Source organism: Streptomyces sp. NPDC093064, from assembly GCF_044754605.1.
Lineage (GTDB): Bacteria > Actinomycetota > Actinomycetes > Streptomycetales > Streptomycetaceae > Streptomyces.
This window is the reverse complement of the sequence record NZ_JBIVPK010000024.1, coordinates 104,239-129,456: the sequence shown is the minus strand read 5'-3', so window position 1 is coordinate 129,456 and position 25,218 is coordinate 104,239. Positions and strand designations below refer to the sequence as shown.

Here is a 25,218-nt window from a genome sequence, read left to right as displayed (position 1 = left end):
GACCACCCGCGCAATCCGCGACCAACCCCAACGAGCACTTCCACTCCTGGGCATCACCAACAACCCGGGAACCGAGGGAACTTGATCAAGCCCTGGGTTTCCGGTCACGGAGTTCACGTTCCTGGGGTTCACGTTCCGGCGCCGAGGTGCCAAGGACAGACACGGGGTGATGTTCACCGCGTTCCTGCCCGCCATCAGTCACCAAGCCCTGAAGAGGCTGAGCAGGACGGTGCGGTCCTGGAGACTGCACCGGCGCACCGCGCAGGAGTCATCTGACCTGGCACGGACGGTCAATCCGGTGGTCAGGGGATGGATGAACTACTACGGGCGCTTCTACCGCTCAGTGCTGTATCCGCTGCTCGACCGCATCAACACCTACTTGCTGCGGTGGATCCAGAAGAAGTACAGGGTCGGGACGAAACAGGCCCTGCGGCGGCTGGCCCGTGGTCATACGCGGCGCCCGAAGTACTTCGCTCACTGGACCTGGACGGCCCCGGCAGGGGCGAGGCCCAGAACGACAAGAGCCGTATGACGGGAGACTGTCACGTACGGTTCCGTGGGAGCCCGGGGGCGAGATTCCCCCGGGCGACCCGACTACTAACGTGCATTGGCGGCAGGTTGGCAGAAGCAGGAGCTCGCTGTACCGATCTCTTTGAGAAAGGAGCTTCGATGAAGGTCTCGCGTACTGCGATGCTCACCTTCGCTGTGCTCACCGTCGTCCGCCTCGCCGTCGGAATGGTCGGCTCTTGAGCGCCCGCCGGTGGATCATCGCCGTCTGGGCGGGGCTGTGCATGGCCGGCATCGCCGCCGCCTCCGCCCTCGACGCTGGGCCGTACACGGGCAAGCCGGAATCTCCCACCGGGAAGCCGGTACCGACGGGCACGTACGTCGTCGACTGCAAGGCGATCTCCGAGGATCTCGAACAGCCCGCGCCGAGGCGGAGTGGGAGCGGCAGGAAGCGCTCAACCCTTCCGCGACCCCTACCTTTCAGGGCAGAGCCACTGTGAAGGATCCGTCCTGGGCGGTGTGGCCTTGGCCGTCGTTGTCGTGGTCGTCAGGAAGGCCATGGAACAGAACGCCACCGAGGATGCCGAGGACACCGAGGACGCCGAGGACACCGGGTCGGTCGCCGACCCCGCGGCCGTGGACGAGCGACGGAAAACCCCCGTCAAGCACTCGGTGGGCGGGCACACGAGGACCCTTGCTGACGGGCGCGTTGTTCCCGTTGCGGGTCACGAGCGGGGCGGCTCCTCGGATGACGAGGATGAGGACGAGGACCCCGGCGAAGCCGCAGCCTGAGCGCTTGGGGGAAGGGCTCCGCGGCCTCTCATTCCTGTGCGGTGCCGGCGGAGCCGCTGCAGAACGTCTCTGCCGCCGCTGACCTGCGGCTTCTCTCGCACCGGGGGCACGCAGCGGGGGCCCGTCGACGCTGGAACCGTGGTGACGCTCTCCGCCCTCGGCCGTCCGCGTTGCTCACGAGGCGATGAGAGAGGATGCAAGCTCACCCCATCCTTGTGGAAGCGAGTACCCGATGACGAAATCTGCCCCTGTGGATCTGATCCACCTGGAGGACGCAGACGGGAACCGCTGTATCGTGCGCGTCACTGGCCGCTTCCAGCCGGGCATCCTGACCGGCCACGACATCCTGCGCGCCGACGTGGTTGTATCCGCGAGTTTCATCGACGCTCGGCTGGACGTCCACCTCTTCCAGCAGGACCTCGATGCCTGGCAACACGACCTGTCTGACCTCGCCCCAGGCCGGCAAGCCAGTATCGGAGGAGATCGTGGCCTGAGCCTCACCCTTCACATGCACGAAGACGGCTGGCTGTCGGTAACGGTCGAAGATCCGGATCGTCTCACCACGCTCCTGGGAATCCGCCCGGAAGAGAACTGGGTCCATGAACATCAAGAACGTCTGCAACAGGTGAGGCATGCCTGGCCCAGTGAAGTCATCACGACGGCGCCGGGGGCCTACGAGTGGAGCCGCAAGCCCTGCGGCGTGCCCACCTGTCGACCTGGCTGACATCACGAGTTCAATCTCAGTAGCCGCGGGTGAGGTGGGTGAGGGTGACGCCGTTGGGGAAGGCAGTGCGCTCGGCGACATGGAAGACGGTGGGGTTGAAGGTGCCGTCGAAGGCCGGGATTCCGGCGCCGGCGACCACCGGGTAGTTCTTGACCACCAGTTCGTCGATCTCGGGCAGGAGGGCGCCTGCGAGCTTGCCGCCGCCGCAGAGCCAGATGTCCAAGCCGGTGTCCTCCTGCCGCTTGAGTTCGCGGACGAGGGCGAGTGGGTCACCCGGGACGACGGTGACGGCCGGGTCGGTGTCGGGCTTGAGGGTGCTGGACACCACGTACTGGCGCAGGTGCGCGTACGGATTGGTGATCCCCGCGTCGAAGGCGGGGCGGTAGGTGCCGAGGCCCATGACGACCGTGTCGAAGCGCCGGTTGGGCACGTCGGTGAGGCCCACGGCGGCGCGGTGGGCGGTCGGAACGGTCTCGGGGTACAGCGTGTTGGTCCAGGAGAAGTAGGCGGCGGTCTGCTGTTCGTCGCCGGCGGGGAAGAAGTCGTACTCGCCGCCGGGGCCGGCGATGCGGCCATCGAGCGTGACACCGACGTAGTACACGAGCTTTCGCATCTCTGATGGCTCCATACGTAGTACTCTAGGTGGAGTAGTTTGAACGTAGTACTACAGATGGAGTGATGTCAATGGTGAGGCGAAACGATCAGCGGCGTGCCGCCCTTGTTGACGCCGCGATCGAGGTGCTGGCCAGGGAAGGCGCGCGAGGTCTGACGTTCCGGGCGGTGGACGGCGAGGCCGCTGTACCGGCCGGCACCGCGTCCAACTACTTCACCAGCCGCGACGACCTGCTCACCCAGGCCGGCGCCCGCGTGTACGAGCGGCTCCAGCCCGACGAGGCCACGATCGCCCGCCAGCAGGCGGCCGGCCGCGACCGGGAAACCTACGCGGAGTTGATGCGTGAACTCGTCGGCCGCGTCGCCCGCTTCCGCACCGGCTACCTCGCGCTGCTCGAACTCCGCCTTGAGGCCACCCGCCGCCCCGAATTGCGCAAGGTCCTCACCGAGCGGGTCCGGGCCGACGTCGACGCCAACGTCGCCTACCACGAGGCCTCCGGCCTCCCCGGCGACGCCATGGCCGTCAAACTGCTCATTCTGGCTCTGAACTGGCTGATCGTCGAGCAGCTCACCCTGCCGGACGTCTTCACGGAAGCAGAGCGTGAACAACTGGTGACGGCCGCGGTCGAACGCATCGTGGCGGCGGAGTAGGCGGCTTACGCGCACAGATCCCTCAACGCGCCCCAAGCCGGGCCGAGTTCTTTTGCCGAGCGGTGTTCATGGACACCGGTACCGTGCTGCGTGCGGGCGGCGGCGACGCTGAACCGGCGTACGACCGGGCGCATTGTGAGTGCGCTGACGATGGGGGAGCGGAATGGGCGTCGCGACAGCGACGGTCCGTGCGGTGAACGGGCTGACCGCGCGGTGGGCGGCTGTCTCGGAGGCCGCCACCGCGTTCTCGGCGGCGGGGGTGTGGCCGTTGCTGGCCCACCTGGCTGACGGGGCCGCGGGTGCTGCGCGGGCCGAGTTGGCGGAGGCTCTCGGGCTGCCCGCCGGGCAGGCGGCGGACGCCGCACGCGAGTTGCTTGGCGCCATGAGCGCCATGCGGGGACTGAACACAGCCCTGGGACTGTGGACGAAGCGCACGCTGGAACTGCGGGAGGAGTGGGAGGCGGGCCTGCCGGCCGACGCCCACGGGGTGCTCACGGGGGACCTCGCGGCCGACCACCGGGCGCTGGACGCCTGGACCGTGAAGCGGACCGGCGGGCTGATCGACCGTATGCCGGTCACGCTGTCCGAGCGCACCGAAATGGTGCTGGCAAGCGCGCTGGCCATGCGTACGGAGTGGCTGAGCCCCTTCCACGAGGTGGAGTTGGAGACGGCGTACGAGCCCTGGGACACCAAGCCGCTGCTGGGCCTGCGGCGCTCCAGTGCCGTGCTGGACCGGGTCGGGTTGGCGGAGACGCCCGACGGGCACGTGACCGAGCTGAAGGTGCTGGGGAGCAACGCGCTGGACGTGCACCTGCTGCTCGGTGAGGAGGGCATGACGCGGGGGCGAGTGCTGGGAACGGGGATCGATATCCTTGCCAACCGGTGCGTGGTCGTCCCGGGGCCACGGCTGCCCTACGGGAACGTCGGACCCGGTCTGCGCGTGGACAAGGTGCGCTCTACGCGGCCCAAGCCGCCGTCGCTGGACGTGACGACCGTGGCGTATGACCTGAGGGCGAGCCACGATCTGCTGAAGCTGCACCGGTTGTTCGGACTCACGGAGGTACGGGACACCTCGCGCGGGCACTTCCCCGGCATCAGTGGCTCGCCGCTCGCCATCGGGTCGGCCGAGCAGAGCACGATGGCGAAGTTCGGCGCGTTGTGTTTCGAGGCCGCCGCGGTGACGGCGTTCGGCGTAGCCGGCGCGGGCGTGCCCGACCGCCGGCCGCTACGTCACCACCAGGATCAGCGCCGACTTCGACCGGCCCTTCGGCTTCCTCGCCCTGCACCGCCACACGCGGCTCGTGCTGGCGGCAGGTTGGGTCACGGATCCGCTGCCGTCGCCGGAGTACGACTGGGAGGACGAGCGGTGAACGGGACCGCGTCCGGACAGGGAGGCGCGCGGCAAGGAGTACACCGAGGTGTATGTCCTTACCAGGTCAGGATCGCCGCTTGCGGCGGAGCTACGGCACGGCCTCGACGCACTCGGCGGTGCCAAGGAAATCCGCCAGCAGCTCGGCTTCTTTCCGCATCATGGAGTTTTCCTGAGACGACAGGGCTCTCAGCGGCGTGACCCGTACGCGTTCGCCGTCCGTGGCCCAGGTTGCAGCGACCCGTCCGTCGACGAGCACGACGCGCCGGCCGGCTACGGAGAGGCCGAGGTGTGCGTCGTCGATGATGCGGCTGCGGTCGTCGTAGCCGAGGATCGCGTTGTCGAAGGCGGGCAGGAAGCGAATGGGTGCGGGGGTGTCGGCCTCCGGCCGTGGGGCGTCGGGCAGGTCGAGCAGTTCACGTCCGCGTTCATCTCGGAACCCGACGAGTTCCTCGCGGATGGCCTGGACCGCTTTGTGCAGGCCGGCCAGACCGCTCCAGGCGCGGATGTCGGCCGTGGCGGCAGGGCCGTAGGCGGCGAGGTAGCGGCGTACCAGCTGCTGGCCGACGAGGTCGGCGTCGTCCCCGGAAAGGGGCGCGATGTTCTTGCCGAGCCATGTGGTCAGCGGCAGATTGCGGACACCCGCCGTGGTCTGCCACAGGCCACGCGGAGGCAGTTGCGCCATGGGGATCAGGGCCGCGATCAGCAGTTCGCCCAGTGCGCGGCGGGACGGCTGGGGCCAGCGGTCCTCCAGGACGGACACGAGTTCGGCCATCGTGCGAGGCCGGCCGTCGGCCATGGCGGTCAGCCCCGCAGCGGCGAGTTCGTCCAGGTCGATGCCTGCCAGATCGCGGCGGTAGGTGCCCAGTACCCGCTGCCGCAGCATGGTGTCGTGGCGGGAGCGCCAGTGGAGTGCGTCCGTGGCGGTGACCAGGTGGATCGTGCGGCGCATCAGGTGCGTGCGCACGACGTGCCGCCGGGTCAGTGCGTGGTCGAGCTGGTCGGGGGCGAAGGCCTGCATCCGTGACCACAGCCCGATGAACGGCTCTTGTGGTTCTTGTGCCTGCAGCCCGCACAGGTGAGCCACGGCGTCGGTGACCGTCGCGGCGCTGCGTTCGAGCAGGTGCTGGCGGGCGAGGGTGGCCCGATTGAGATCGCGTTGGGTGAGGACGGTCATGGGAACCAGGCCGCGGCAGGGAGACCGTCGAGGTGTGCCGCGAGGTGCTTGGGGACCGTGCCCTGGCAGCAGGCGCTGGCCTTGATGCCGGTCCGTCCGAGCTGTCGCATGAGCATGCTGATCGTCACTTTCGCATGAGGAGGAGCCCCCGGGCCGCGAGCGGTACATGCGCGGCCGGGGGGACGTGTCGGCGGGGATGGGTCAGCCGTTGGAGGGCGCGGTGACGTCCAGAACCCAGGTCACGCCGAAGCGGTCGGTGAGCATCCCATACAGCGGCGCCCACTGGGCCCTGCCCAGCGGGCGCACGATGGTGGAGCCCTGGGCGAGCTTGTCCCACAGGGCGCTGACCTCGTCGGCGTCGTCCCCGCGCACAGAGACGAAGAACGGGTTCTTTCCCTGGTCCCAGGGCAGCTGGGAGGGCACGTCGTAGGCCATGACGTGGAATCCGTTGCCGCCGGCCACCTCACCCCACATCACCCAGTCCGCCTCGCTCTCGTTCTGTACCGCACCCGCGTCCTTGTAGGTCACGGCGACAGACCGGCCGCCGAACACGGACTGGTAGAAAGCCAGCGCCTCGCGCGCCTGGCCCCGGAAGTTCAGGTGAGTGGTGGTCGTGACAGACATGGCGCTTCTCCTCGCAACCGATGACGCGGGCGCGACCGGGCAGCCGCCGCCCCGGCCGAAAGCTGCCGCTCCGGCCTTTCATGCGAGATCCACCATTCCACCGGTAGCGGACAGGAAGTGTCCTCTACTGGCGGCAGAATGATTCCATGCCGAAAACGTCCTCCCGACTGCTGGCCCTGCTCTCGCTGCTGCAGACGCACCGCGACTGGTCGGGCGACGCTCTCGCCGAGCGCCTCGACGTCACCGTCCGCACCGTACGCCGCGACATCGACCGCCTGCGCGAACTGGGCTATCCCATTCACACGGCCAAGGGCCCCGCGGGCGGCTACCGTCTGGGCGCCGGCGCGCAACTGCCTCCACTGCTCTTCGACGACGGCCAGGCCGTTGCCCTGGCCCTCGCTCTGCAAACGGCGGCCGCCGATGGCTCCGTCGGCGAGGACGCCTCGCGCGCCGTGGCGACTCTGCGTCAGGTCATGCCCACGCGCCTACGGCACCGCGTCGACGCACTCCAGGTCACCGCGGTACATCCCGCCGGTACACACACTGCGACGACAGCCGACCCGCAGCTGCTGCTCGCCCTGGGCGAGATCATCCGCGCCCGCGAGGAGCTGCGCTTCGACTATCAACGCGCAGCCGGCACGAGCGCGCCACCACGCCGGGCACAGCCACATCACCTCCTCACGTGGCGCGGCAAGTGGTACCTCCTCGCCTGGGACCTCGACCGAGAGGAATGGCGCACCTTCCGCGCCGACCGCATCAGCGTCCGCACCCCCAACGGACCACGCTTCACTCCGAGGCCGCTTCCCAACGACGACGTATCCGCCTTCATCACCGGCCGCTTCCGCGGCACGGACGGCACAACCGCCGACTGGCCGTGCCGAGGCGAGGCCATCCTCCACCTGTCCGCACACGCCGTCGCCCCCTTCACCCCCGACGGCATCGTCGAGGAACTCGGCCCCAACCGATGCCGTGTCATCCTCGGCTCCTGGTCATGGACCGGACTCGCCGCCACCCTCGGCCGCTACGACACCGAATTCGACGACGTAAGCCCACCTCAGCTCGCTACCGCCTTCGCCCTCCTCGCCGAACGCTACGCACGCGCAGCACAGGCGAACACCAGCACCTCATGATGGTCGACTACGAAAGCTCCTTGCTCGCCATCGTGATGGGAGAAGGGATCCAACTGCCGCCCGAAGCCGCGAGGATCCTCTACCCACGGCCTGGGATCGCCTACGTCGAGGTGGAAGACCTCCCACCGTTGACCACAGCTCTGGCGTGGCTCCCGGCCAAGCGGAACCATTCGCACGTCGCCGCACTGCGCAACACCACACGTGAATTCCTCCGCAGGGGCTGACCGGCAGCCTTCGGGCCACCTGGACCAGCGGGTGTGCGCCCGCCCGGCGAGCACAGCGATCGGCGAACCGCGCGGGCCGTCCGGCCCTCGCGTTGCCACATCGTGTTCGGCCTGCTCACCCCCGACGGACGTGCGTGCGTGCAGAGTCGAGGGCGGCCCCTACCCAGGGCGCAGAGTGCGGGGCCGCCCGAGCCCCGCGTCCTGTCAGCGCGGGGCACTCTTCGAACGCTAGAACCCAGTGCCCGGCTTCGCTCCTCCGGTGTGTCGGCCGAGTGAGTGCTGGCCACGACTTCTCTCAAAGCGAGGCGCCACCGGCCGCGCCTGCCGACGCCATGAGCCGGCAGAGACCGGGAGCCGGCCCCGGGGAGCCTTACCGGAGCAGAAGCTCGCCCGGAGTAATCGTGGCCTTGAGCGAGGCGCCGTTGTCAGTGCCGGATGACACCATCCGGCCATGAGTGGCGGGTCTTTCAACTGGCAGGATTTCCTGGGACGTTGGCAGGAGGAGTGGGTTCCGCGCGCCGACGGGGACGAAGACGAGGACGGCGGGCAGACCGTCGTTCCCCTGGGCAGGCCCGGGGCGGACGAGGCGGCGATCGCCGCCTTCGTACCGGGAGTTCCTGACCGTGAGTGACGGGTGGAACGTGGAGCAGACGGCTGGGGTCCATCAGCTCGGCGGCGCCGCGGACATCGACTGGTTCCAGGATCCGTTCGACATGACCCCGATGTACGAGGAGAATCTGGGCGACGACCCGCGCAAGGAGGACGTCCTGTTGGCCGGGATGTGGCAACGGGCGCTACAGCTGGAGACGGACTCCGACATGTCGTACGCCCTGCTCGACCCGGGCGACAGTGACCAGGACGGCGAGTGGGCGCTGTACGTCTACAAGGGCTGGAGCGGTGAACTGCCGGACCGTTACCCGTCGTTCCGCGCGTACATGGAGGCCATGTACCGCGGCTTCCACTCCGCCCGGGTGGAGAGACCCGACTTCGTGAACGCGACCACACGCGCCCAGGACGTCCACGTGGAGGAGGCCCGGCTGCTGGCCCTGAGCGGACGGTACGAGGAGGCCCTTCCCCTCCTTGAGGAGGCGCTGTCCTTCGGAAGGCCGCGGAGCGCCGTCCTGCTGAACCAGCGCCGGCTTCTGCTGGCTCCGCACAGCTCCCGGGATTACGGCAACCTGGTGGCCGACCCGCGCTGTACGCCCGAGATTCTGCCCGTGGAGGCCATGACACCGGCACGCGGCGGATGGCGGCTGGGCGGGGACGACCACTGGCTCGGGATGATGAGCGCCCGCGGGGCCGCCCGGAAGACCGCCGAGGCCGTACTGAGCACGATGCGACGGCACCTATCGCTACGCGCCTTCCGGTCCATGGGGCCGGGCCGTCACCGAGTCCCGGGAGTCGGCCCGCTGGGGGGCGACCGACGCCGCGTGGCGGGTGCTGCGGGACGCGCTGCCGCTGTGGGAGGCGCCCGGGCCCTCGCTGATCGCTCCGATCGGCCTGCTCGCCGATCCGGTCCTGGGTCCGCTGATCACCCCGGAGCGCGGGCGGGAAATCCTCGCGACACCGCGGGCCGGGGAGACGGGAACCGCTCCAGAACCGGTGCCCGATCTCGACCCGCCGGGCCTCGCCTGGCTGACGGATCCCGCGGCCAACTGGCGGCCGCTCGACGGATACCGCTGTGTCTGGGTCGAGGGGATCGACCCCGCCCGCCTGCCCGGCCTGATCGGTGAGGAAGGCGCCGAACTGACCGCGCCCACGGATCTGCGCAGGGCATTTTGGCGGGCACCCGAGCCCCACGAGCGGGAGGGCGTGGAACTCTGGGAGGACCGGGCCGTGGTCGCCGTGGGCCGGACCGCCGATGCGTGGGCCTTCGCCTTCGACGGCCACTCCCACCGCCACCTGAACAAGCTGTTCCTGTCTCCCGCACCGGCCGCCTCCTCGTCCGGCCGCGCGGTGGTGGTGTGGCGCGACCCGAGGCGCTCGTCCCCGGGCGACCATCCGGCCGCGTTCCACCTGTCGGTGGCCGAACAGGGCAAGGATATCTACGCGTTCACCGTGCGGGGTTCGGAGATCCAGCGCTCCGGCGCGATACCCGAGGTCTTGGACCCTGCACGGCTGTTCCGTCCAGAGGACACCGAACTGGATTGCGAGCGGCGTGTGTTGGAGGTTCTGCACACCGAACTCGGACTCTCGCTGCCCCGCTTCGCGCTCACCGAAGGCCGGCTCCGCACCTTCACCACCCGGTCCTGGACCCGGGCGCCACGCGCGGGCGAGGGGTTTGCCTACGCCTACGTCGGTTTTGCGCGGCACCGGCCCTGAACTCGGGCGGGCTCGTATCCCCGGTGGAAGGTGGGCCCGCCGACGACGACCGGCTGTGGCTCAGGTGCGGGTCCGTGCCGGTCAGAGGTCGAGTGGGAGAGCGGTGAGCTCGGCGCGCGAGGTGACGCCCAACTTGGCGTAGCAGTTTCTCAAGTGGAAGTCGACGGTGCGTGAACTGACGAACAGCTGCGCGGCCACGTCCCGGTTCGACAGGCCCTGCCGGACCAGGGCGGCGACCTGGCGTTCCTGCGGGGTCAGCTCGGTGGCGGTGGCGACGTCGCGGCGGCGGACGCTCTCGCCGGAGGCGCGCAGCTCTTGCGCGGCCCGCTGAGCCCATGAGGTGGCGCCGAGGCCCTCGAACAGCGCCAGCGCGGTGCGCAGGTGCTCGCGGGCGTCGACCCGGCGGCGGGCGCGGCGCAGGTGTTCGCCGAAGGCCAGATGGGTGCGGGCCCGGTTGGGCAGCCGCGGCGAGCCGGCGTGCGCGGCGAGTGCTCGCTGGAAGTGGGCCTCGGCGTCGCTGTCGGCTGCGAGCAGGGCACGGCCGTGTTCGACGACCGCGGTCGCGCCCTGCAGCCCGGTGCCCGCGGCGAACTGCTCCAGCTCCGTCAGCCAGGTGCGGGCGAGGCCGGGGCGGTTGCCGCGGATGGCGGCGTCGAACAGGTCGAGGGCCGCCAGGCGGCGGTAGACCGGCCCTTCGATTTGCTCGAGGTGGTGCAGCGCGGTCGCCGGCTGCGTGGCCGCGCGCAGCCCGCGGGTCCAGTGCGTCAGGTCGGCGACGAGGCCGTCGGTGATGCCGACCGGGTGCTTGTCCCGGATCTCGGTGACCTTGTCCAGGTGGCGGTCGGTGACGTCGTCCCCACGCAGCGCCGCGACCAGGGCGAGTTGCGCGGTGGGCAGTGCGGTCAGCCCCGGGTGGCCGGTGCCGACGGCCAGCGGCAGCGCCTCGGCGGCGGCACCGGCGGCCTTCGGCCAGGCGCCGGTCGCGATCTGGAAGTGGGCGCCGCGCGTGAGGGCGTGCTCGACCATGTTCAGCGCACCGGCGCGGCGGGCGGCGGTCAGTTGCTGCTCGTGCAGCCGCAGTCCTCGTTCGTCATCGTCGATCAGCATTGCGGCGATGCCCAGGTTGGGTTGCAGCAGGTGGTCCTCGACTGGGACGGCGTCGGTGAGGCCGAACGCGGACCGGAAGGATTCCGCGGCGGCCGCCCAGTCGCTGCGGGCGACGGCGCCGAAGCCGTGCAGGAGTACCCAGGCGGCCCGTACTCGGGGCGGCGTGTCCGGCGCGGGCTCGGCCACCAGCGCGGTCGCGTCCACCGCGCGCGGGGATCGGGCGCCGAACGCCGCCAGCGACGCGGCGAGCATCGCCAGTTGAGCCACCAGTGCCGTGTCCCCGTCGGCGGCGACCTCGGCGGCCTGCAGGATGAGGTCGTAGCCGTCGTTCAGCGAGCGGGTGTTCCACTCGATCTGCCCCTGTAGCGCGAGCAGTTGCGCACGCGCCGACGGATCGGTCACGTCTGCCGCGGCGGCCTGGGCGAGTGCCGAGGCACGCGAAGGGTGCGCGCCCAGCCAGGCCGAGGACGCGGCCAGGTACAGCCGCCGGCCGCGGGCCTCACCGCCGGCGGTGAGCTCGGCGGCGCGGGCCCACGCGGCGGCCGACGCCTCGTGGCCACCGCGGGCCGCAGCACGCTCGGCGACCCCGTCGAGGGCGGCGACGACGTCCTCGTCCGGCCGGTCGGCGGCGGCGGCCAGGTGCCAGGCCCGCCGTTCGGGGTCGCCGGTCAGTACCTCGGCGAGGGCACGGTGCGCGGCGCGGCGCTGCGCGCTGGTGGCCGCCCTGTAGACCGCCGAGCGCACCAGCGGGTGGTAGAGGGAGACGGCGTCACCGTCGACGCGCAGCAACCCGGACAGCTCCACCGCGTCGAAGGCGGTATCAGCGGCGTCGAGGCGCTCGGCGGCGTCGCGGACCACAGTCAGGCGGGTGGTGTCGTCGGTCGCGGCGACCAGCAGGAGCCGCTGCGCGGACTCGTCGAGGCGGCGGTAGCGGTCGAGGAATGCGCGCTCCACGCCGCCGGTCAGCGGCAGCGGGGTGGGCAGCGGCGCCCGGCCGGTCAGTTGGTCGGCGGTGAGCACCCCGGCCAACTCGACCAGCGCGAGCGGATTGCCGCCGGTGCCCGCCACCAGTTGGTCGCGAGCCGCCGGATCGATGTCGGTCCCGGTGTGTTCGGACAGCAGCGCCTGGGCGTCGGCACCGGTCACGCCGCCGAGCACGATGGTGGGCAGGTCGCCCGCGTCGAAGCGGCGGGCGTCGCCGTCGCGGGCGGCGAACAGCAGCGCCACGCGCTCCGCCTGCAGTCGGCGGGCGGCGAACAGCAGCGCCGCGGCCGACGCGTCGTCGAGCCAGTGCGCGTCGTCGACGACGACCAGCAGCGGCGCCTCTTCGGCAGCGTCGGCGAGCAGGCTCAGCGTGCCGAGGAAAGCCCGGAAGCGGTCGCCCTCGCCCTCTGTCTCACCCATCGCCGCGCGCAGTGCCGCGGCCTGCGGCGCCGGCAGGGCATCGATGCGGGTACGCAGCGGCCACAGCAGCCGCTGCAGTGCGGCGAAGGCCAGCGGCGATTCGGACTCCACACCGGAGGTGCGCAGCACCCGCAGGTCCAACGCGGTTGCCAACGCGTCGGCCAGCAGCGCCGACTTGCCGACCCCGGCGACGCCACGCACCACCAGCGCGCCGCCGCTGCCGGTGCGGGCGGCGTCGAGCAGGGCGGCGATCGCCGCGCGTTCAGGATCCCGTCCGGCCAGCACGAGCCCAACGGTACCGAACGCCCCGGCGAAAACCCCGACGCGAGTGATCACGTGCGGCGAGCCAGGCAACTGGCCACCACTCCCGATTCCGAGGAGGAGCCCTGTCGGCCCACCCCGCCGCCGAACCGACCCACTCCGCCGCCGAACCGGCCGCCCCCTCGCACAGACACCGGTCGCTCCATGCGCTGGCCGCGCACAACTCGGCCGCTCCGGCGCCCACGCCATGATCCTCGGTGCCGTGGTCGGCCGCAGGCGTGCTGCCGGCCGCCGGCGCCGGCCGCACCGACGACGCCGGCTTCGGGCTGCCCGGCTTCCTGCTCGTCGGCACCGGTGTCGGGCCCATGTCCGTCGCCATCGACGTCGTCGGCAGCCACGGAGCGCACCGTCACCGACCGGGTCGACCCTGGCGGAAAACCCGGCGATTTCCCCGGTGAGACGCACCCACCCTCGGGCCGACGCTGGTCACCGTCACCACCTCTCGCCCCCTGGATCGCGCCGACATCGCTGCCGTCGTCGACGAGGCGGGATACGCCCTCGTCCCATGACTCCGCCCATTCCGCACGCCACCTGGAGGACTGCCGTGCCCAGCACACTGCCTGCTCTCAGCGCCACCCTCGCGCACACCGAAACCCTGGCGCGCCGCTCGTCGCTGCGTCTGTCCGCCACGCTGCTGCTCGTGGGACAACTCCTGTACATCGTGGTCACCCAGTTCCACACCGATGGGGACGCGAACAATCACCCCGCCGTGTTCACCGAGTACGCCGACAGCGGGACCTGGACGGTCGTGCACCTCGGCCAGTTCGCGGGCATGGCAGTGCTCCTCGCGGGGCTGCTCGCCCTGTTCTTCGCCCTGGACGTCCAAGCTGCAACAGCCAGATGGGCGGGGCGATTCGGTGCCGCTTCGGCGGTGGCGGCACTGGCGCTGTACGGCGTCCTGCAGGCCGTGGACGGGGTCGCCCTCAAACAGGCCGTGAACGCGTGGGCGAGCGCCCCGTACGCCGAGAAGCCGGCGCGCTTCGCGGGCGCCGAGGCGATCCGCTGGCTTGAGTGGGGGGTGAGGAGTTACCAGAACTTCGCCCTGGGCCTCGCTTTGCTCCTGTTCGCGGCCGCGGTCATGCGGACGGCTTGGATCCCACGGCCAATCGGCCACCTGATGGGGCTTTCCGGCCTCGCCTATCTGGTGCAGGGCTGGGTGGTCGGCTCCGCGGGCTTCTCGGGAACGGAGACGATCGCGATCGTGCTGGCCTTCGTCCTGGACGTGGCGTGGATGAGCTGGCTGTCCGTGGTCGCCTGGCGGATGCGGGATGCGCAGGCCCCGTCGCCCGGCCGATGAACGCCCGCCTCAGCACCGGCGAACGCTCGGAACCGGCACCGGCGCCCCGGCCACGGTCCCGGCGGGCAGGGCCACTGACCCGGCCGATCCTGGCGATTTCCCCGGTGAGACACACCCGCTCCCGGGCCGACTCTGCTACCTGACCGCACCACCACCAACAACTCGAGGAGTCCCCTTGCTCTCCGGTACCCCCCGCACCTTCATCGGCTCGACCACCTTCGAGGTCAGCGGCATGACCTGCGCGCATTGCGTCCGCTCCGTCACCGAGGAGATCTCCAGCGTCGCCGGCGTCGAGTCCGTCACCGCCGACCTGGCCACCGGCAGCGTCACCGTCACCGCCTCCCAGCCGGTCGACCGCGCCGACATCGCTGCCGCAATCGACGAGGCCGGCTACGCCCTCGTCCCGTGACCCGCCCCTATCCCTGGAGACACACCATGCACATCGAAGCCACAACCCCGAGCGCGGCCCCCGCGCCCACCGACGCCGTGACACACAACGGCCACCGCCTGAGCGCCAAGAAGTTCGCCCTGCACTTCGCCGAGATGACCGTAGCGATGGCCGTCGGCATGGTCGTCCTGCACCCGGTATGGATGTTCGTCCTCGACGCCCTCGGCGCCGTCGCGCTGATGCACAACCCGTACACCGGCGCGCTGATCATGGCGACGAACATGACGGTGGCCATGTCCGCGTGGATGAGGTTCCGTGGCCACCGTTGGCAGCCCATCGCCGAAATGGGCGCGGCCATGTACGTGCCCTTCCTGGTGTTGTTCGTGCCGTTGGCGCTCGAGCTCATCGACACCAGCGACCTGATGCTGTGGGGCCACCTGCTCATGCTCCCGGCCATGGCCGTGGCCATGCTCCTGCGCCCGCACGAGTACGCCCACTGCTGAGGTCCCTGCCCTGGCCCGGCGACTTCGTTGACACCTGCGTCGACACCTGCGGCGTCGTATGAACCCGACTGCGGCGGTCGGCGCCGTCCGCCCCGTCCACCGCCCCACCCCACGAAAGGAAGCCCCATGATGTCCGAGGTCACTGTCCGCCGGGCCACGCCGGATGACGCCGTCGACGTAGCTGCGATGGTCCGCGAGATAGCCGCCCACGAGGACCAGGCGGCGCACGTACACATCACCGATGAACAGTGGCACGCCGTGCTCGCACGCCCCGAGGTGATCGTCCTTCTGGCCGAGCGCGGCGGCCGGGCGGTCGGCTACGTCTCCTCCGTGCGCCAGCTGCACCTGTGGACCGGTGGCGACGTGCTCAACCTCGACGACCTCTACGTCCGCCCCGGGAACCGCGGCGCCGGTACCGGTCACCGGCTCATGGCCGCACTCGCCGCACTCGCCGCACTGGCCGCATCCGGGCGACTGCTCATTCGCTGGGGCGTGGAGGTCGACAACGCCGACGCGCAGCGCTTCTACCAACGCCTGGGCGCCACACTCCGCCCCAAGATCCTCGCCTCCTGGCCCCCAAGCGCGTACGCCGACTTGGCCGCCGGCCAGTGACCCGGCCACGAACCCGGCCAAATCGCCGGTCCGAGGCCGGCCCGCTCCCAGGAACGATCAGCCGAAGCCCACTATCCCGCCCACCCCGCCCGACCAGGAGACCGCAATGACCACCAACGCGTCGACCACCACAAGCGCGTCGACCGCCACCGCGGCGCCCCAGGCGACCGCCAGATGCACGCTCGACATCGGCGGCATGACGTGCGCCTCGTGTGTCAGCCGGGTGGAGAAGGCGCTTCGCCGTGTCGACGGGGTGGCGGCCGCGGAGGTCAACCTGGCCACCGAGGTCGCCACCGTCCACTTCGACCCGGCACAGGCGGGGCTGGGGGAGCTGACCGCGGCGATCACCCGGGCCGGCTACACCGCGACCCCGCGCCGCGACGCCCGGCCCGCCGCCGCGCACGCCGTGGATGCCGAGACGAGCGAGGAACGGGACGACGAGGCACACCTGACGTCACTCAAGCGCAAGTGGCAGATCACCCTCGCCACCGGCCTCGGGCTGATGGCTCTGATGTACGTGCCGCTCTACCTCGACGCGATGGACTGGCTGATGCCGGCCATCCTCGTGGTCGCCACGGTGGTGCAGTTCTGGGCCGGGTGGGACATCTACCGTGCCGCCTGGGCAGCCGCGCGGCACCGCAGCACGAACATGAACACCCTCGTGGCGCTTGGCACCGGGGTCGCCTACGCCTACAGCACGTTCGTCACCCTCTGGCCCGCGGCCGCCGAGCGGTGGGGCCTGCCGCTGCACGTGTACTTCGAGACCTCGCTGGTCGTCCTCGCCCTCGTCCTGGCCGGCCGGTGGATGGAGGCGAAGGCGAAGAAGCAGACCGCCGCGGCGATCACCGCCCTGGTCGGGCTGGCGCCGAAGACCGCCCGCGTCCTGCGCGACGGCATCGCGGTCGACATCCCGGTCGAACAGGTCGTCGTCGGCGACCTGGTGCGGGTCCGGCCCGGCGAGAAGATACCGGTCGACGGCGTCGTCACCGATGGCGCCACCGCGGTCGACGAGAGCATGCTGACCGGCGAGAGCCTGCCGGTGGACAAAGCCGCCGGCGATCAGATCATCGGCGCCACGATCAACCGCACCGGCACGGTGGTGCTGCGGGTGACAGCGGTCGGCGCGGACACCGCGCTGGCGCAGATCGTCCGGCTGGTCGAAGAGGCGCAGGGCGCGAAGGTGCCGCTGCAGAGCCTCGCCGACCGGGTCTCGGCCTGGTTCGTGCCGATCGTGCTCGGCCTGGCCGCGGCCACCTTCGTCGCGTGGGCGCTGCTCGGCCCCGACACCGGGCGGCTGACGACGGCGATCAGCACCACGATCGCGGTGCTGATCATCGCCTGCCCTTGCGCACTCGGTCTGGCCACGCCCACGGCGGTGATGGTCGGCACCGGCCGCGCCGCGGAGTTGGGCATCCTCATCGGCAACGGTGACGCGCTGGAGACCGCACGACGCGTCACCGCCGTGGTGCTCGACAAGACCGGCACGATCACCCGGGGCAAGCCCTCCCTGACCGGGATCACCACCACCGATGGCTGGACCGGGAACGACGTCCTGGCTCTGGTGGCGGCCGCCGAGACCGGCAGCGAGCACCCGGTCGGCGAGGCGATCGTCGCCGCCGCCACCGCTCGCTCCCTCGACCTGCCGGCGCTGCGCTCCTTCGACGCCGTTCCCGGGCACGGCATCGACGCCGTCGTCGGCGAGAAGCACGTTCTCGTGGGCAACGCCGCGCTGATGGCCGCCCGCGGCGTCGACGTCGCCGCGCTGGAGGACACCGCCGCCACCGAGGCCATGGCCGGCCGCACGCCGATGTTCGTCGCGGTCGACGGAGCCGCGGCCGCCGTGCTCACCGTGGCCGACACGGTCAAGGCGGAGTCGGCCGAGGCGGTCGCCCAACTGAAGGCGCTGGGGCTGCGGGTGTGGATGCTCACCGGCGACAACGCCGCCACCGCCGCGGCGATCGCCGAGCAGGTCGGCATCGAGCACGTGCTCGCCGGGGTGCTGCCGGCCGAGAAGGCGGCGAAGGTGCGTGAGCTGCAGGAGCAGGGGGACATCGTCGCCTTCTGCGGGGACGGCATCAATGACGCCGGCGCCCTCAGTGAAGCCGCGATCGGCTTGGCGGTCGGCACCGGCGCCGATGTCGCGATCGCCGCGTCCGACATTACCCTGGTCGGTGGCGACCTGCGCGGGATCGTCTCGGCGATCGCGCTGTCACGGCGCACCGTGACGACGATGAAGCAGGGTCTGGGCTGGGCGTTTGCCTACAATCTGCTACTCGTCCCGGTCGCCGCCGGGACGCTGTACTGGTGGAAGGGCCTGCTGCTCGACCCGGTGCTGGCCAGTGCGGCGATGGCGATGAGCTCGGTCAGCGTGGTCAGTAACGCGCTGCGGCTGCGCCGCTTTTGCCGCCCGGCTACGGCTCAGGAGATCCTGCACCCGCCGCTGCGCGCCCGGGTCGGCCAGTACGCATACCTGACCGGCATCGCGGCCGTCGCCCTTGCCCTTGGCGCCGGGCTGACCGCAGTCAGCCGGATGGACTTCGCCGAGCGCGGCATGAACGGCCAGTTGGCCTGGGTGCAGGGCACCGGTATGCCGATGCGCCCCGCGATGAGCGTGATGATGACCGCCGACGTCCCGGCGACCGACGTCGCCGAGGCAGGGCTCGACGTCCACCTCGATCTGCCCCCGAGCGCCCGGCCCGGCGTGCCGACCCGGCTGGTGGCCACCGTCGTCGACAGCAGGACAGGGAAGCCGGTGGAGGATCTGACCCGCGGGCACGAGGCGTGGATGCACCTGATCGCCACCCGCGCCGACCTCGGCACGTTCGCCCACGTGCATCCGCAGCCGACCGGTCGGCCCGGGCAGCTCGCGGTGGACATCACCTTCCCCACCGCCGGTCAGTACATCGTCAACATCGAGCTCCGCCGGCAGGGCCAGATGGCCGACGTCCACGCCCGGCAGGTGGTCACCGTCGCCGGCCCCGCTCCTGCGCCGGTGACGCTCACCGAAGGTCCGCGCAGCACCGTCGTGAACGGCGTCCGTGTGCGCCTCGACGGCGACGCCAAGGTCGGCGGGCGCAGCGACCTGCATTACCTATTCAGCGATGCCGCCACGGGCCGCCCGGTTGACGACCTGCGGCCCTACCTGGCCGCCGCCGGCCACATCGTGGTCATGCGCGCGGATGGGCGGATCTTCGCCCACGAGCACGCCGAGGCCACCGGCGCCGACGGCCTCCCGGTCTTCGCCCTGCCCGCCCAGACCTTCGGCCCCGAACTCGACGTGCACGCGGAGTTCCCCACCGCCGGGACCTACCAGTTGTGGGCGCAGTTTCGGCTCGCCGACGGTGACGTGATCACCGTGCCGTTCACCGTCCAAGCCGGCTGACCGGGCCCGCGGCCCGGGCAACGACTCTGGGAGGTGTCGGTTCCAACGCACCTCCCATCGACGACAGATACATCTGTGAACATGTCCAGTGTCAGTCCGGTGCGTTTCACTGTCCGCCATGGAGCTCACGCAAGCGACCGTCAACGACCTGCTGGCCCAACTCGGCTCGGGGAACGGCTACATGTACCTGTCCAGCGACCTGGATTCGCAGGACCTGACCGATCTGCTCGGCGACAGGTACGGCGCCCCGCGCACCCTCGTCCTCGGCGGCTTCACCGATCCGACGGTCGACGAGTCCAGGGGCGCCGATCTCCTCGTCCCCTTCGAGGACCGGGCCGTCACGATACGGGCGTGGGCGTACGGGGATCAGTGGGTCGGCACGGGTACGGCACGGGACGCCGAGGGGATCGAGCGGCCGGTGCTGGTGGTCGCTCACAGGGAGGTGCCCGAGCCCTTGGCGGTCGCTCCGGACGAGGACGTCGACTGGATGGAGCGGCTCATACGGATCACCGGCTGGACACAGCCCGCCCGGCGGCCGGACGTGGACTGGGAGGAGGTGGAGTCACGCCTGGGCACCGCGCTGCCGAGCGACTACAAGCGCATGGTCGAGACGTTCGGCGAGGGCGCCTTCGACGGATATCTGAACCTGAACCAGGAGCCGTGGACGTCTCTCAGGGAGGACGGTCTGCTCATCTGGGCGGGTACCGAGGACGAGTACCTGTACTGCTGGAGGGCCGACGGCGACGACCCCGACCGTTGGCCCGTCGTGGTCCAGTCCTTCGACGACGAGGACTCCTTCGACTGCCAGGCCGCGGAGTTCGTCTGCCGCATCCTCATTGAGCTGCACCACCCGTTCACGATGGCCCGCTACTTCGCGACTCACTGGTTCATGAACTACCGGGAAAACGACTGAACCCCGCCGCCCAGGGCATCTTCGGGGAACATGGACGAGCCTGCAGCCAACTTCCGGACCCTGCCACGGATTTCGGCCAGAGCCGCGCGGATCGCGGTCAGTGCCTTCTCGTCAGCGGTGGCGAGGTTGTGTCGATCAGGCTGGAAACCATCGGGCCGGTGGCGACCGGTCCGGGCACGGCCGACCAGCCCGCAGCAGTGCGATGCCGGCGAGGCAGTTCCCGCCGAGTGCGACCGCCGGCGCGAGATCCACGGGGACCTTGCCCGGGTCGTGGACGGCCCGCGGCTGCCGCCAGGGGGCGAGCGCCGCGGAGCTGGCCTCGACCTGGACAATGCTCATTGCCGCTGGTCAGAGGCACTTTTTGCTATCCGACCGCCCATTGGGCAGTCCGCTTCATGAGAGCGCGAGGCCAAGTTGATACACCCGCTCGCGCCAAAGGTCTTCCCACAGATGTTAGACGTCTGCTAATCATGTCACATGATGAATCGCCGGGCTTTCACGGTGATCGCCAAGGTGATCGGCTTTGCGATCTCCACCCTCAAAGTGTCGGGCCTGCATGGCTCAAATTACATGCTCGTGTACGACTCTGACGTCAAGCGCAAACCGTTGGGCAAACCCGTCATGGCCGGTGGCTCCCGAGCCGGAGAGTCGGTGCTTGTCGCCACAGGAAGTGCCGCCCGTGCGGCCGAATTTCACGCAGGTCGGCAGTGCGATCCGCATCAACCCCTGCGACGACTCGGTGAGCAACGTCTCCGTGCTCGTCCCTGATCACACACCGACCGCCTACACCAATCCGGCCGCGATCGAGGCCGAGACCGCTGTAGCGGTCAACCTCACACACGTCACCTCAGTCGCCCCTCTTTGGCTGCCGCTGGGCAGCCGGCTCTGAGACCGACCTTCTGATCACGCGCGACGCCGCCGTCGATGCTCTGTAGGACGTCGATGGCTGGGGCTGAACTCAAGAGGCGCTTCGTCATCACGAACGCCGTCGATACTCCGGGACCGGTGCGGACCGGCCGCCGGCGCTCGACCCCCTCCTCCAGGAACCGGATCTCAAGGCCTGGCTGCAGCCGCACTGCGTCGGCTCGTTCCTCCACCCCTGTAAGCCGAACTCGGACCTCATGTCACGGGCATCGACGAGGCTCTCGACGGCGTGCTCGCCCCCATCCCCTTCCGACACCTCTCGTCAAGCAAGGAGCCAGTCATGAACAGCGCGGCCGGCATCACCGACAGCGGCTTGGCCATCGTGAACTCGATGCCGAGTGAGGAACTCGTTCAGACACTCTTCGACTCCTGCCACCTACCGGTACTCGCATGGGCTGAGAACGTCGAAGCCGCGCGGCCCTACGACACCGTTGAGGGTCTGCTCAGCCGGGCCACGAGCGCAGTCGGCGGACTCAGCCAGGAGGAAGTGGTCGCCGCACACACCGGCCTGACCCGAATCGGCGCCCCGATCGCCGGTACTGACGTTGAGGCTCGCTGGTCGCGCTCGGAGTCGGCAGGCGTGGGAACCGAAACGGAACTGCTCGCAAGCCTGGCGGCGGCCAATGAGGCATACGAGGAGCGCTTCGGCCACGTGTTCCTCATCAGCGCCACCGGCCTCTCCGGATGGGACATCGTCGAAGCCATCCGGGCACGCCTGGAAAACGACGAGGCAGCCGAGACGGAGCAGATCAAGAGCGAGCTCAAGAAGCTCATGGCGATCCGTCTTCCGAAGCTGCTGCATGAGCTGGCCGAGCCGGGCACCTCCCACTGAACCCGATCGAAGAGAGGAATGGACCCGATGTCAACCGTGAACGCATCAACCATCCTTCGCACGAGCCCCAAGGTCGGAGTCGACGGACGAAAACTGCCTGAGGGAGCCGAACCCGGTGGGCTCGGCCGGCTGCGTCACGCTGCCGAACTCGGCCTCGACGGGGTCTTTTTCCGCTCGATGTTCGAAATGAGCGAGACACTCGATCCAGGCGAGCTGCGCGAGGTGCGCGCGCTCGCCGACGAGCTCGGCCTCTACCTGGAAGCCGGAGTGGGGAAGGTCAACCCGTACGCAACTCCCGAGACACCGGAGATCCGGATCCTCGGGGACGGGGATTACCTGCGCGGCATGGAGCGCATGATCCGGGCGGCGGCAGATATCGGCATTCACGAGCTCTGGACCGGGACCGCCAACTACAAGTTCGGGTTGCCCGGCTACTTCGTGTTCGACCGGTTCCGCACCGACGCCCCGTGGCCCGACCAGCTCACCGCCACCGTCAAGGTGCTCAAGAGCCTGGCCCCGGTGCTGAACGCGACAGGCTCCCATATCAACCTCGAGACCCACGAGGAGATCACCAGTTTCGAGCTGGTGCGCATCGTCGAGGAGGTGGGACCTGACACCGTCGGCATCACCTTCGACATCGGAAACGTGCTGGTCCGAGCAGAGGACCCGGTGCAGGCCGCCCAGCGCGTCGCGCCGTACGTGCGGATGAGCCATGTCAAGGACGCCGGCCTGTACTTCACCGACTTCGGGATCGGCCATCAACTCGTTCCCGTGGGCCAAGGCGTCATCGACTGGGAAGGCGTGTTCGGCGTTCTGTGGCGGGAAGCGCCACACGTCAACCTCTCCATCGAGAATCCCCAGCTGCGCTTCGAGATGCCGCTGCACATCTATGACCCGACCTGGCGCGCGGCGCACCCCGACCTCACGACCGACGAGCTCGCGGCGATCGTTCAGATGACGGTCACTCACGAGAGCAGGATCCGCAACGGGTTGGCGCCCGCCCGAGAGCAGGTGTACGCCGCGCCGTGCGAGTCGGAAGACCAGCTCGCCTTCATCACCGAGAGTGCGGCGTTCATCCGCGAAACGCTGGCGAAGGTGACGGGGAGAGGCGACGGCTGATGAGGGTCGGACTTTCCTGCGAGTACTTCCCGGGCAGCCAGGACCGCTCAGCTCGTGCCACCTTGCATCGAGCGGCGGAGGAAGGCCTGGACGGCGTCGCGTTCGCGAGCCCCCTCATGGTGAGTCGCCGGCTGGATCGTCATGAACTGGTGGCGATACGTGACTTGGCGGCCGATCTCGGCCTGTATCTCGAGGTCGGTATCGGTGCCATTGCGACACCGGACCGTGTGATCCCGGCGGGCGAGGCCGAGTCACTGCTCGATGCCTGTCTGGTCCTGGGCAGCACCGAGATCACGGCGTACACGAAGCTCGATCGCTTCGACCCCGGGCACGCGTTCCCGGTTCAGCTGGATGGTGTGGTCACGCTCCTCACGGGGCTCGCCCGAAAAGCACGGAACGCACATGCGCACCTCAACCTCGAGACGCACGAGGACCTCACGTCCACCGATGTGTTCCGGGTGGTGCAGGCCGTAGGCCCGGACGTGGCGGGTGTGACCTTCGACCTGGCCAACGCCGTCGTACGCGGCGAGCACCCGCTGCATGTGCTCGAACAGCTCGCGCCCTACGTGCGTCAGACACAGCTCGAGGACGTGACCCTCAGCCTGACGAAAAATGGTCTGAGACGGCACCTGGCGCCATGCGGCGGTGGCATCACCGACTGGGCCAAGGTCATCGACGTACTCGGCGGGCTGGCAGAACCGCCGAACCTCACGGTCGAACAGCACAGGGGCCAGTTCGACATCGAAGTCTTCGACCCCACCTGGGTCGACGCGCATCCCGATCTCCAGCCGGCCGGAGTGCTCGCGCTCGTGGCCGAGGCGGTGCGCAGTGCCCGTCAGGACAGGGACGGGACGTGGTTGCAGCTCTCCCAGGAGCCACAAGCGCGAGGGGAGCAGGAGTTCTTGGAACACCTTCGGCTCAGCGCGGATCACCTCCGCCTTGTGCTCGCAGAAAGCAGCAGGACCGACCGCACGACAGCGGACGGGCGAGAGACCGGCCGCCCCCATGGCGGCGGTGGCACCTATGAGGGAGTACAAGGATGATTCGTGGAACGCGCAAGCGTGCGGCGGGGGTGATGGTCACTCTCTGCCTCGCGCTGTCGGCCTGCACCATGAGCACGGACACCGCCTCGAGCCAACACGACGGGACCGGCCCGATCACCATCGGCTTCATCGGCGGCATGAGCGGTGTGTTCGCGCCCTACGAGAAGCCGGCCCTCGACGGCGCCAAACTGGCCGTCAAGGAGATCAACGCTGCTGGGGGAGTCGACGGCCGCCAGCTCAAGCTGGTCACCGAGGACAACAAGTCGGACATCAACGAGAGTGCGCGTGCCGGCCAGGCGATCCTCGACGACGGAGCAGTCGCATCCCTTGTTCCCGTGGACCTCAACTACGGCGGAGGAGCCGCGCAGGTCATCCAAGGCGCCGGCAAGGTCGCGATGTCGGTCGGGGGCGGCAGCACCCAGTGGGCGAAGTTCGGTCCGCTCGTCTACAACGTCGGCACCACGGCGACCTCGGACGGTGCGGCGATGGCGCAGTTCGCCCACGACAAGGGGATCAAGGACGCCTACCTCATGGTCGACACCATCTCGGACTTCAGCCAGGAGCTCTGCGACGGCTTCAAGACACGGTTCAAAGAGCTCGGTGGCAAGATCCTGGGGAGCGACACCTTCAACAACAAGGACACCTCACTCGGCGCCCAGATCACCCGGATGAAGTCGGCCGCGCCGCAGCCGGGCATCATCGCCAACTGCTCGTTTCCTCCTGGTGGCGCCTTGATGGTCAAGCAGCTCCGCGATGCGGGCATCAACTCGCCGTTGATCTCGAGCAACGGAATGGACGGAGACTTCTGGTTCAAGAACTCCATGCCGAACCTGTCCGGTGTCTACACGGTGGACTGGGCCTCGGTCTGGGGCGATGACCCGGCTCCTGGCGTCAACAAGCTCGTCAAGGATCTGGCCAAGGCGCAGGGCAGCCAACCGCAGAACCAGTTCGGTGTCACGGGCTACATCGCGGTGAAGGCCATCGCGGCGGCCATGAAGAAGGCCGGTTCCACCGACGGCGACAAGGTGGCCGAGGCGCTCAACTCCTTCAAGCACGAGGACGTGGGCATTCCCCTCACCTTCGACAAGGACTTCCACATGGACCGAACGCGGGAGTACCGCATCCTGCAGGTCGTGAACGGGCGTCCGAAGTTCGTGACCACAGCCAAGACCGCGGGCAACTAGAAACGCATTCGCGTGGGCCGGGCGCCGCCCCGGCCCACGCGGAAGGACGGAGAAGTT

At 69.6% G+C, this 25,218-nt stretch carries 23 protein-coding genes and 3 pseudogenes; 20 read left to right on the top strand and 6 right to left on the bottom strand.

Going from position 1 to position 25,218, the window contains the following annotated elements:
* Positions 1–169 precede the first annotated feature (169 nt).
* From ACIQFZ_RS26295 to ACIQFZ_RS26285, 3 genes are all read left to right on the top strand, one after another.
* The gene (locus ACIQFZ_RS26295; RefSeq protein ID WP_402692287.1) at positions 170–532 is read left to right on the top strand and encodes a group II intron maturase-specific domain-containing protein; all 363 of its coding nucleotides are present in this window, start codon (positions 170–172) and stop codon (positions 530–532) included.
* A 494-nt stretch (positions 533–1,026) separates the two neighbouring features.
* On the top strand, positions 1,027–1,299 hold the full coding sequence (locus ACIQFZ_RS26290; protein ID WP_402692286.1) for a hypothetical protein: 273 nt from the start codon (positions 1,027–1,029) through the stop codon (positions 1,297–1,299).
* A gap of 232 nt (positions 1,300–1,531) precedes the next feature.
* On the top strand, positions 1,532–2,023 hold the full coding sequence (locus tag ACIQFZ_RS26285) for a DUF5959 family protein (RefSeq protein WP_402692285.1): 492 nt from the start codon (positions 1,532–1,534) through the stop codon (positions 2,021–2,023).
* Between the two features lie 16 nt (positions 2,024–2,039).
* On the opposite strand, the gene ACIQFZ_RS26280 is transcribed toward ACIQFZ_RS26285, so the two are convergent.
* Complete coding sequence (locus tag ACIQFZ_RS26280; protein ID WP_383060858.1) at positions 2,040–2,636, bottom strand: dihydrofolate reductase family protein; 597 nt, start codon at positions 2,634–2,636, stop codon at positions 2,040–2,042.
* A 71-nt stretch (positions 2,637–2,707) separates the two neighbouring features.
* Here ACIQFZ_RS26280 and ACIQFZ_RS26275 point away from each other — a divergent pair, with 71 nt between their 5' ends.
* Positions 2,708–3,286 carry a TetR family transcriptional regulator gene (locus ACIQFZ_RS26275; protein WP_365425290.1) on the top strand — a complete coding sequence of 193 codons (579 nt, stop codon included), beginning with the start codon at positions 2,708–2,710 and terminating at the stop codon, positions 3,284–3,286.
* 163 nt (positions 3,287–3,449) lie between these two features.
* A pseudogene (locus ACIQFZ_RS26270) lies at positions 3,450–4,656 on the top strand (serpin family protein).
* Between the two features lie 90 nt (positions 4,657–4,746).
* Here ACIQFZ_RS26270 and ACIQFZ_RS26265 read toward each other — a convergent pair.
* A complete protein-coding gene (locus tag ACIQFZ_RS26265) occupies positions 4,747–5,832 on the bottom strand; it encodes a winged helix DNA-binding domain-containing protein (protein ID WP_402692284.1) in 1,086 nt (361 codons plus the stop codon).
* A 201-nt stretch (positions 5,833–6,033) separates the two neighbouring features.
* Positions 6,034–6,456, bottom strand: coding sequence for a VOC family protein (locus ACIQFZ_RS26260; RefSeq protein WP_383133400.1), 423 nt, complete (start codon positions 6,454–6,456; stop codon positions 6,034–6,036).
* Between the two features lie 146 nt (positions 6,457–6,602).
* Here ACIQFZ_RS26260 and ACIQFZ_RS26255 point away from each other — a divergent pair, with 146 nt between their 5' ends.
* The 3 genes and pseudogenes from ACIQFZ_RS26255 to ACIQFZ_RS26245 all read left to right on the top strand — a co-directional run bounded on the left by ACIQFZ_RS26255 (position 6,603) and on the right by ACIQFZ_RS26245 (position 10,132).
* Positions 6,603–7,586, top strand: a complete 984-nt coding sequence (locus ACIQFZ_RS26255; protein ID WP_402692283.1) for a helix-turn-helix transcriptional regulator — start codon at positions 6,603–6,605, stop codon at positions 7,584–7,586.
* Entirely contained in the window at positions 7,583–7,810 is a 228-nt protein-coding gene (locus ACIQFZ_RS26250) for a hypothetical protein (protein WP_365425280.1), read from the top strand. Before ACIQFZ_RS26255 ends, ACIQFZ_RS26250 begins: the two co-directional genes overlap by 4 nt.
* A 451-nt stretch (positions 7,811–8,261) precedes the next feature.
* Positions 8,262–10,132, top strand: a pseudogene (locus tag ACIQFZ_RS26245) (SMI1/KNR4 family protein).
* 81 nt (positions 10,133–10,213) lie between these two features.
* On the opposite strand, the gene ACIQFZ_RS26240 reads toward ACIQFZ_RS26245, so the two are convergent.
* Positions 10,214–12,928: an AAA family ATPase gene (locus ACIQFZ_RS26240; RefSeq protein ID WP_402692282.1), complete on the bottom strand. Its 2,715-nt coding sequence runs from the start codon at positions 12,926–12,928 to the stop codon at positions 10,214–10,216.
* A gap of 580 nt (positions 12,929–13,508) precedes the next feature.
* On the opposite strand from ACIQFZ_RS26240, the gene ACIQFZ_RS26235 reads away from it, so the two are divergent.
* The 6 genes from ACIQFZ_RS26235 to ACIQFZ_RS26210 all read left to right on the top strand — a co-directional run bounded on the left by ACIQFZ_RS26235 (position 13,509) and on the right by ACIQFZ_RS26210 (position 20,059).
* On the top strand, positions 13,509–14,261 hold the full coding sequence (locus tag ACIQFZ_RS26235; RefSeq protein WP_365425274.1) for a hypothetical protein: 753 nt from the start codon (positions 13,509–13,511) through the stop codon (positions 14,259–14,261).
* 175 nt (positions 14,262–14,436) lie between these two features.
* Positions 14,437–14,670: a heavy-metal-associated domain-containing protein gene (locus tag ACIQFZ_RS26230; RefSeq protein WP_365425272.1), complete on the top strand. Its 234-nt coding sequence runs from the start codon at positions 14,437–14,439 to the stop codon at positions 14,668–14,670.
* 26 nt (positions 14,671–14,696) lie between these two features.
* Positions 14,697–15,152 carry a hypothetical protein gene (locus ACIQFZ_RS26225; RefSeq protein ID WP_365425270.1) on the top strand — a complete coding sequence of 152 codons (456 nt, stop codon included), beginning with the start codon at positions 14,697–14,699 and terminating at the stop codon, positions 15,150–15,152.
* A gap of 129 nt (positions 15,153–15,281) precedes the next feature.
* Positions 15,282–15,764, top strand: a complete 483-nt coding sequence (locus tag ACIQFZ_RS26220; protein ID WP_402692281.1) for a GNAT family N-acetyltransferase — start codon at positions 15,282–15,284, stop codon at positions 15,762–15,764.
* Between the two features lie 106 nt (positions 15,765–15,870).
* Entirely contained in the window at positions 15,871–19,146 is a 3,276-nt protein-coding gene (locus ACIQFZ_RS26215; protein WP_402692280.1) for a heavy metal translocating P-type ATPase, read from the top strand.
* Positions 19,147–19,264: 118 nt separating this feature from the next.
* Positions 19,265–20,059, top strand: a complete 795-nt coding sequence (locus ACIQFZ_RS26210) for a hypothetical protein (protein WP_365425493.1) — start codon at positions 19,265–19,267, stop codon at positions 20,057–20,059.
* 44 nt (positions 20,060–20,103) lie between these two features.
* On the opposite strand, the pseudogene ACIQFZ_RS26205 reads toward ACIQFZ_RS26210, so the two are convergent.
* Positions 20,104–20,371 (bottom strand): annotated as a pseudogene (locus ACIQFZ_RS26205) (IS1380 family transposase); the annotation flags it as partial.
* A 165-nt stretch (positions 20,372–20,536) separates the two neighbouring features.
* Between ACIQFZ_RS26205 and ACIQFZ_RS26200 the strand changes: the two are divergent.
* Positions 20,537–20,827, top strand: a complete 291-nt coding sequence (locus ACIQFZ_RS26200) for a EutN/CcmL family microcompartment protein (protein ID WP_365425491.1) — start codon at positions 20,537–20,539, stop codon at positions 20,825–20,827.
* Entirely contained in the window at positions 20,739–20,948 is a 210-nt protein-coding gene (locus ACIQFZ_RS26195; RefSeq protein ID WP_383060862.1) for a hypothetical protein, read from the top strand. Before ACIQFZ_RS26200 ends, ACIQFZ_RS26195 begins: the two co-directional genes overlap by 89 nt.
* Here the strand turns inward: ACIQFZ_RS26195 and ACIQFZ_RS26190 are convergent.
* A complete protein-coding gene (locus ACIQFZ_RS26190) occupies positions 20,902–21,156 on the bottom strand; it encodes a hypothetical protein (protein ID WP_383060846.1) in 255 nt (84 codons plus the stop codon). The genes ACIQFZ_RS26195 and ACIQFZ_RS26190 overlap by 47 nt on opposite strands.
* A gap of 107 nt (positions 21,157–21,263) precedes the next feature.
* Here ACIQFZ_RS26190 and ACIQFZ_RS26185 point away from each other — a divergent pair, with 107 nt between their 5' ends.
* Genes ACIQFZ_RS26185 through ACIQFZ_RS26170 form a run of 4 tightly spaced genes read left to right on the top strand, consistent with a single transcriptional unit; the run spans position 21,264 to position 25,161 of the window.
* The gene (locus ACIQFZ_RS26185; protein ID WP_402692279.1) at positions 21,264–21,815 is read left to right on the top strand and encodes a 2-oxo-4-hydroxy-4-carboxy-5-ureidoimidazoline decarboxylase; all 552 of its coding nucleotides are present in this window, start codon (positions 21,264–21,266) and stop codon (positions 21,813–21,815) included.
* Positions 21,816–21,851: 36 nt separating this feature from the next.
* Positions 21,852–22,934: a sugar phosphate isomerase/epimerase family protein gene (locus tag ACIQFZ_RS26180; RefSeq protein ID WP_383133388.1), complete on the top strand. Its 1,083-nt coding sequence runs from the start codon at positions 21,852–21,854 to the stop codon at positions 22,932–22,934.
* Positions 22,934–23,977: a sugar phosphate isomerase/epimerase family protein gene (locus ACIQFZ_RS26175; RefSeq protein ID WP_383060843.1), complete on the top strand. Its 1,044-nt coding sequence runs from the start codon at positions 22,934–22,936 to the stop codon at positions 23,975–23,977. Before ACIQFZ_RS26180 ends, ACIQFZ_RS26175 begins: the two co-directional genes overlap by 1 nt.
* On the top strand, positions 23,974–25,161 hold the full coding sequence (locus ACIQFZ_RS26170; protein ID WP_376652505.1) for an ABC transporter substrate-binding protein: 1,188 nt from the start codon (positions 23,974–23,976) through the stop codon (positions 25,159–25,161). Before ACIQFZ_RS26175 ends, ACIQFZ_RS26170 begins: the two co-directional genes overlap by 4 nt.
* Positions 25,162–25,218: the final 57 nt, after the last annotated feature.

Bases quoted from the DNA above. Each gene is read 5' to 3' on its own strand.
- ACIQFZ_RS26295 (WP_402692287.1), top strand. From the start codon at position 170: ATGTTCACCGCGTTCCTGCCCGCCATCAGTCACCAAGCCCTGAAGAGG.
- ACIQFZ_RS26285 (WP_402692285.1), top strand. From the start codon at position 1,532: ATGACGAAATCTGCCCCTGTGGATCTGATCCACCTGGAGGACGCAGAC.
- ACIQFZ_RS26280 (WP_383060858.1), bottom strand. From the start codon at position 2,636: ATGCGAAAGCTCGTGTACTACGTCGGTGTCACGCTCGATGGCCGCATC.
- ACIQFZ_RS26275 (WP_365425290.1), top strand. From the start codon at position 2,708: ATGGTGAGGCGAAACGATCAGCGGCGTGCCGCCCTTGTTGACGCCGCG.
- ACIQFZ_RS26265 (WP_402692284.1), bottom strand. From the start codon at position 5,832: ATGACCGTCCTCACCCAACGCGATCTCAATCGGGCCACCCTCGCCCGC.
- ACIQFZ_RS26260 (WP_383133400.1), bottom strand. From the start codon at position 6,456: ATGTCTGTCACGACCACCACTCACCTGAACTTCCGGGGCCAGGCGCGC.
- ACIQFZ_RS26255 (WP_402692283.1), top strand. From the start codon at position 6,603: ATGCCGAAAACGTCCTCCCGACTGCTGGCCCTGCTCTCGCTGCTGCAG.
- ACIQFZ_RS26250 (WP_365425280.1), top strand. From the start codon at position 7,583: ATGATGGTCGACTACGAAAGCTCCTTGCTCGCCATCGTGATGGGAGAA.
- ACIQFZ_RS26225 (WP_365425270.1), top strand. From the start codon at position 14,697: ATGCACATCGAAGCCACAACCCCGAGCGCGGCCCCCGCGCCCACCGAC.
- ACIQFZ_RS26220 (WP_402692281.1), top strand. From the start codon at position 15,282: ATGTCCGAGGTCACTGTCCGCCGGGCCACGCCGGATGACGCCGTCGAC.
- ACIQFZ_RS26215 (WP_402692280.1), top strand. From the start codon at position 15,871: ATGACCACCAACGCGTCGACCACCACAAGCGCGTCGACCGCCACCGCG.
- ACIQFZ_RS26210 (WP_365425493.1), top strand. From the start codon at position 19,265: ATGGAGCTCACGCAAGCGACCGTCAACGACCTGCTGGCCCAACTCGGC.
- ACIQFZ_RS26200 (WP_365425491.1), top strand. From the start codon at position 20,537: ATGATGAATCGCCGGGCTTTCACGGTGATCGCCAAGGTGATCGGCTTT.
- ACIQFZ_RS26185 (WP_402692279.1), top strand. From the start codon at position 21,264: ATGAACAGCGCGGCCGGCATCACCGACAGCGGCTTGGCCATCGTGAAC.
- ACIQFZ_RS26175 (WP_383060843.1), top strand. From the start codon at position 22,934: ATGAGGGTCGGACTTTCCTGCGAGTACTTCCCGGGCAGCCAGGACCGC.
- ACIQFZ_RS26170 (WP_376652505.1), top strand. From the start codon at position 23,974: ATGATTCGTGGAACGCGCAAGCGTGCGGCGGGGGTGATGGTCACTCTC.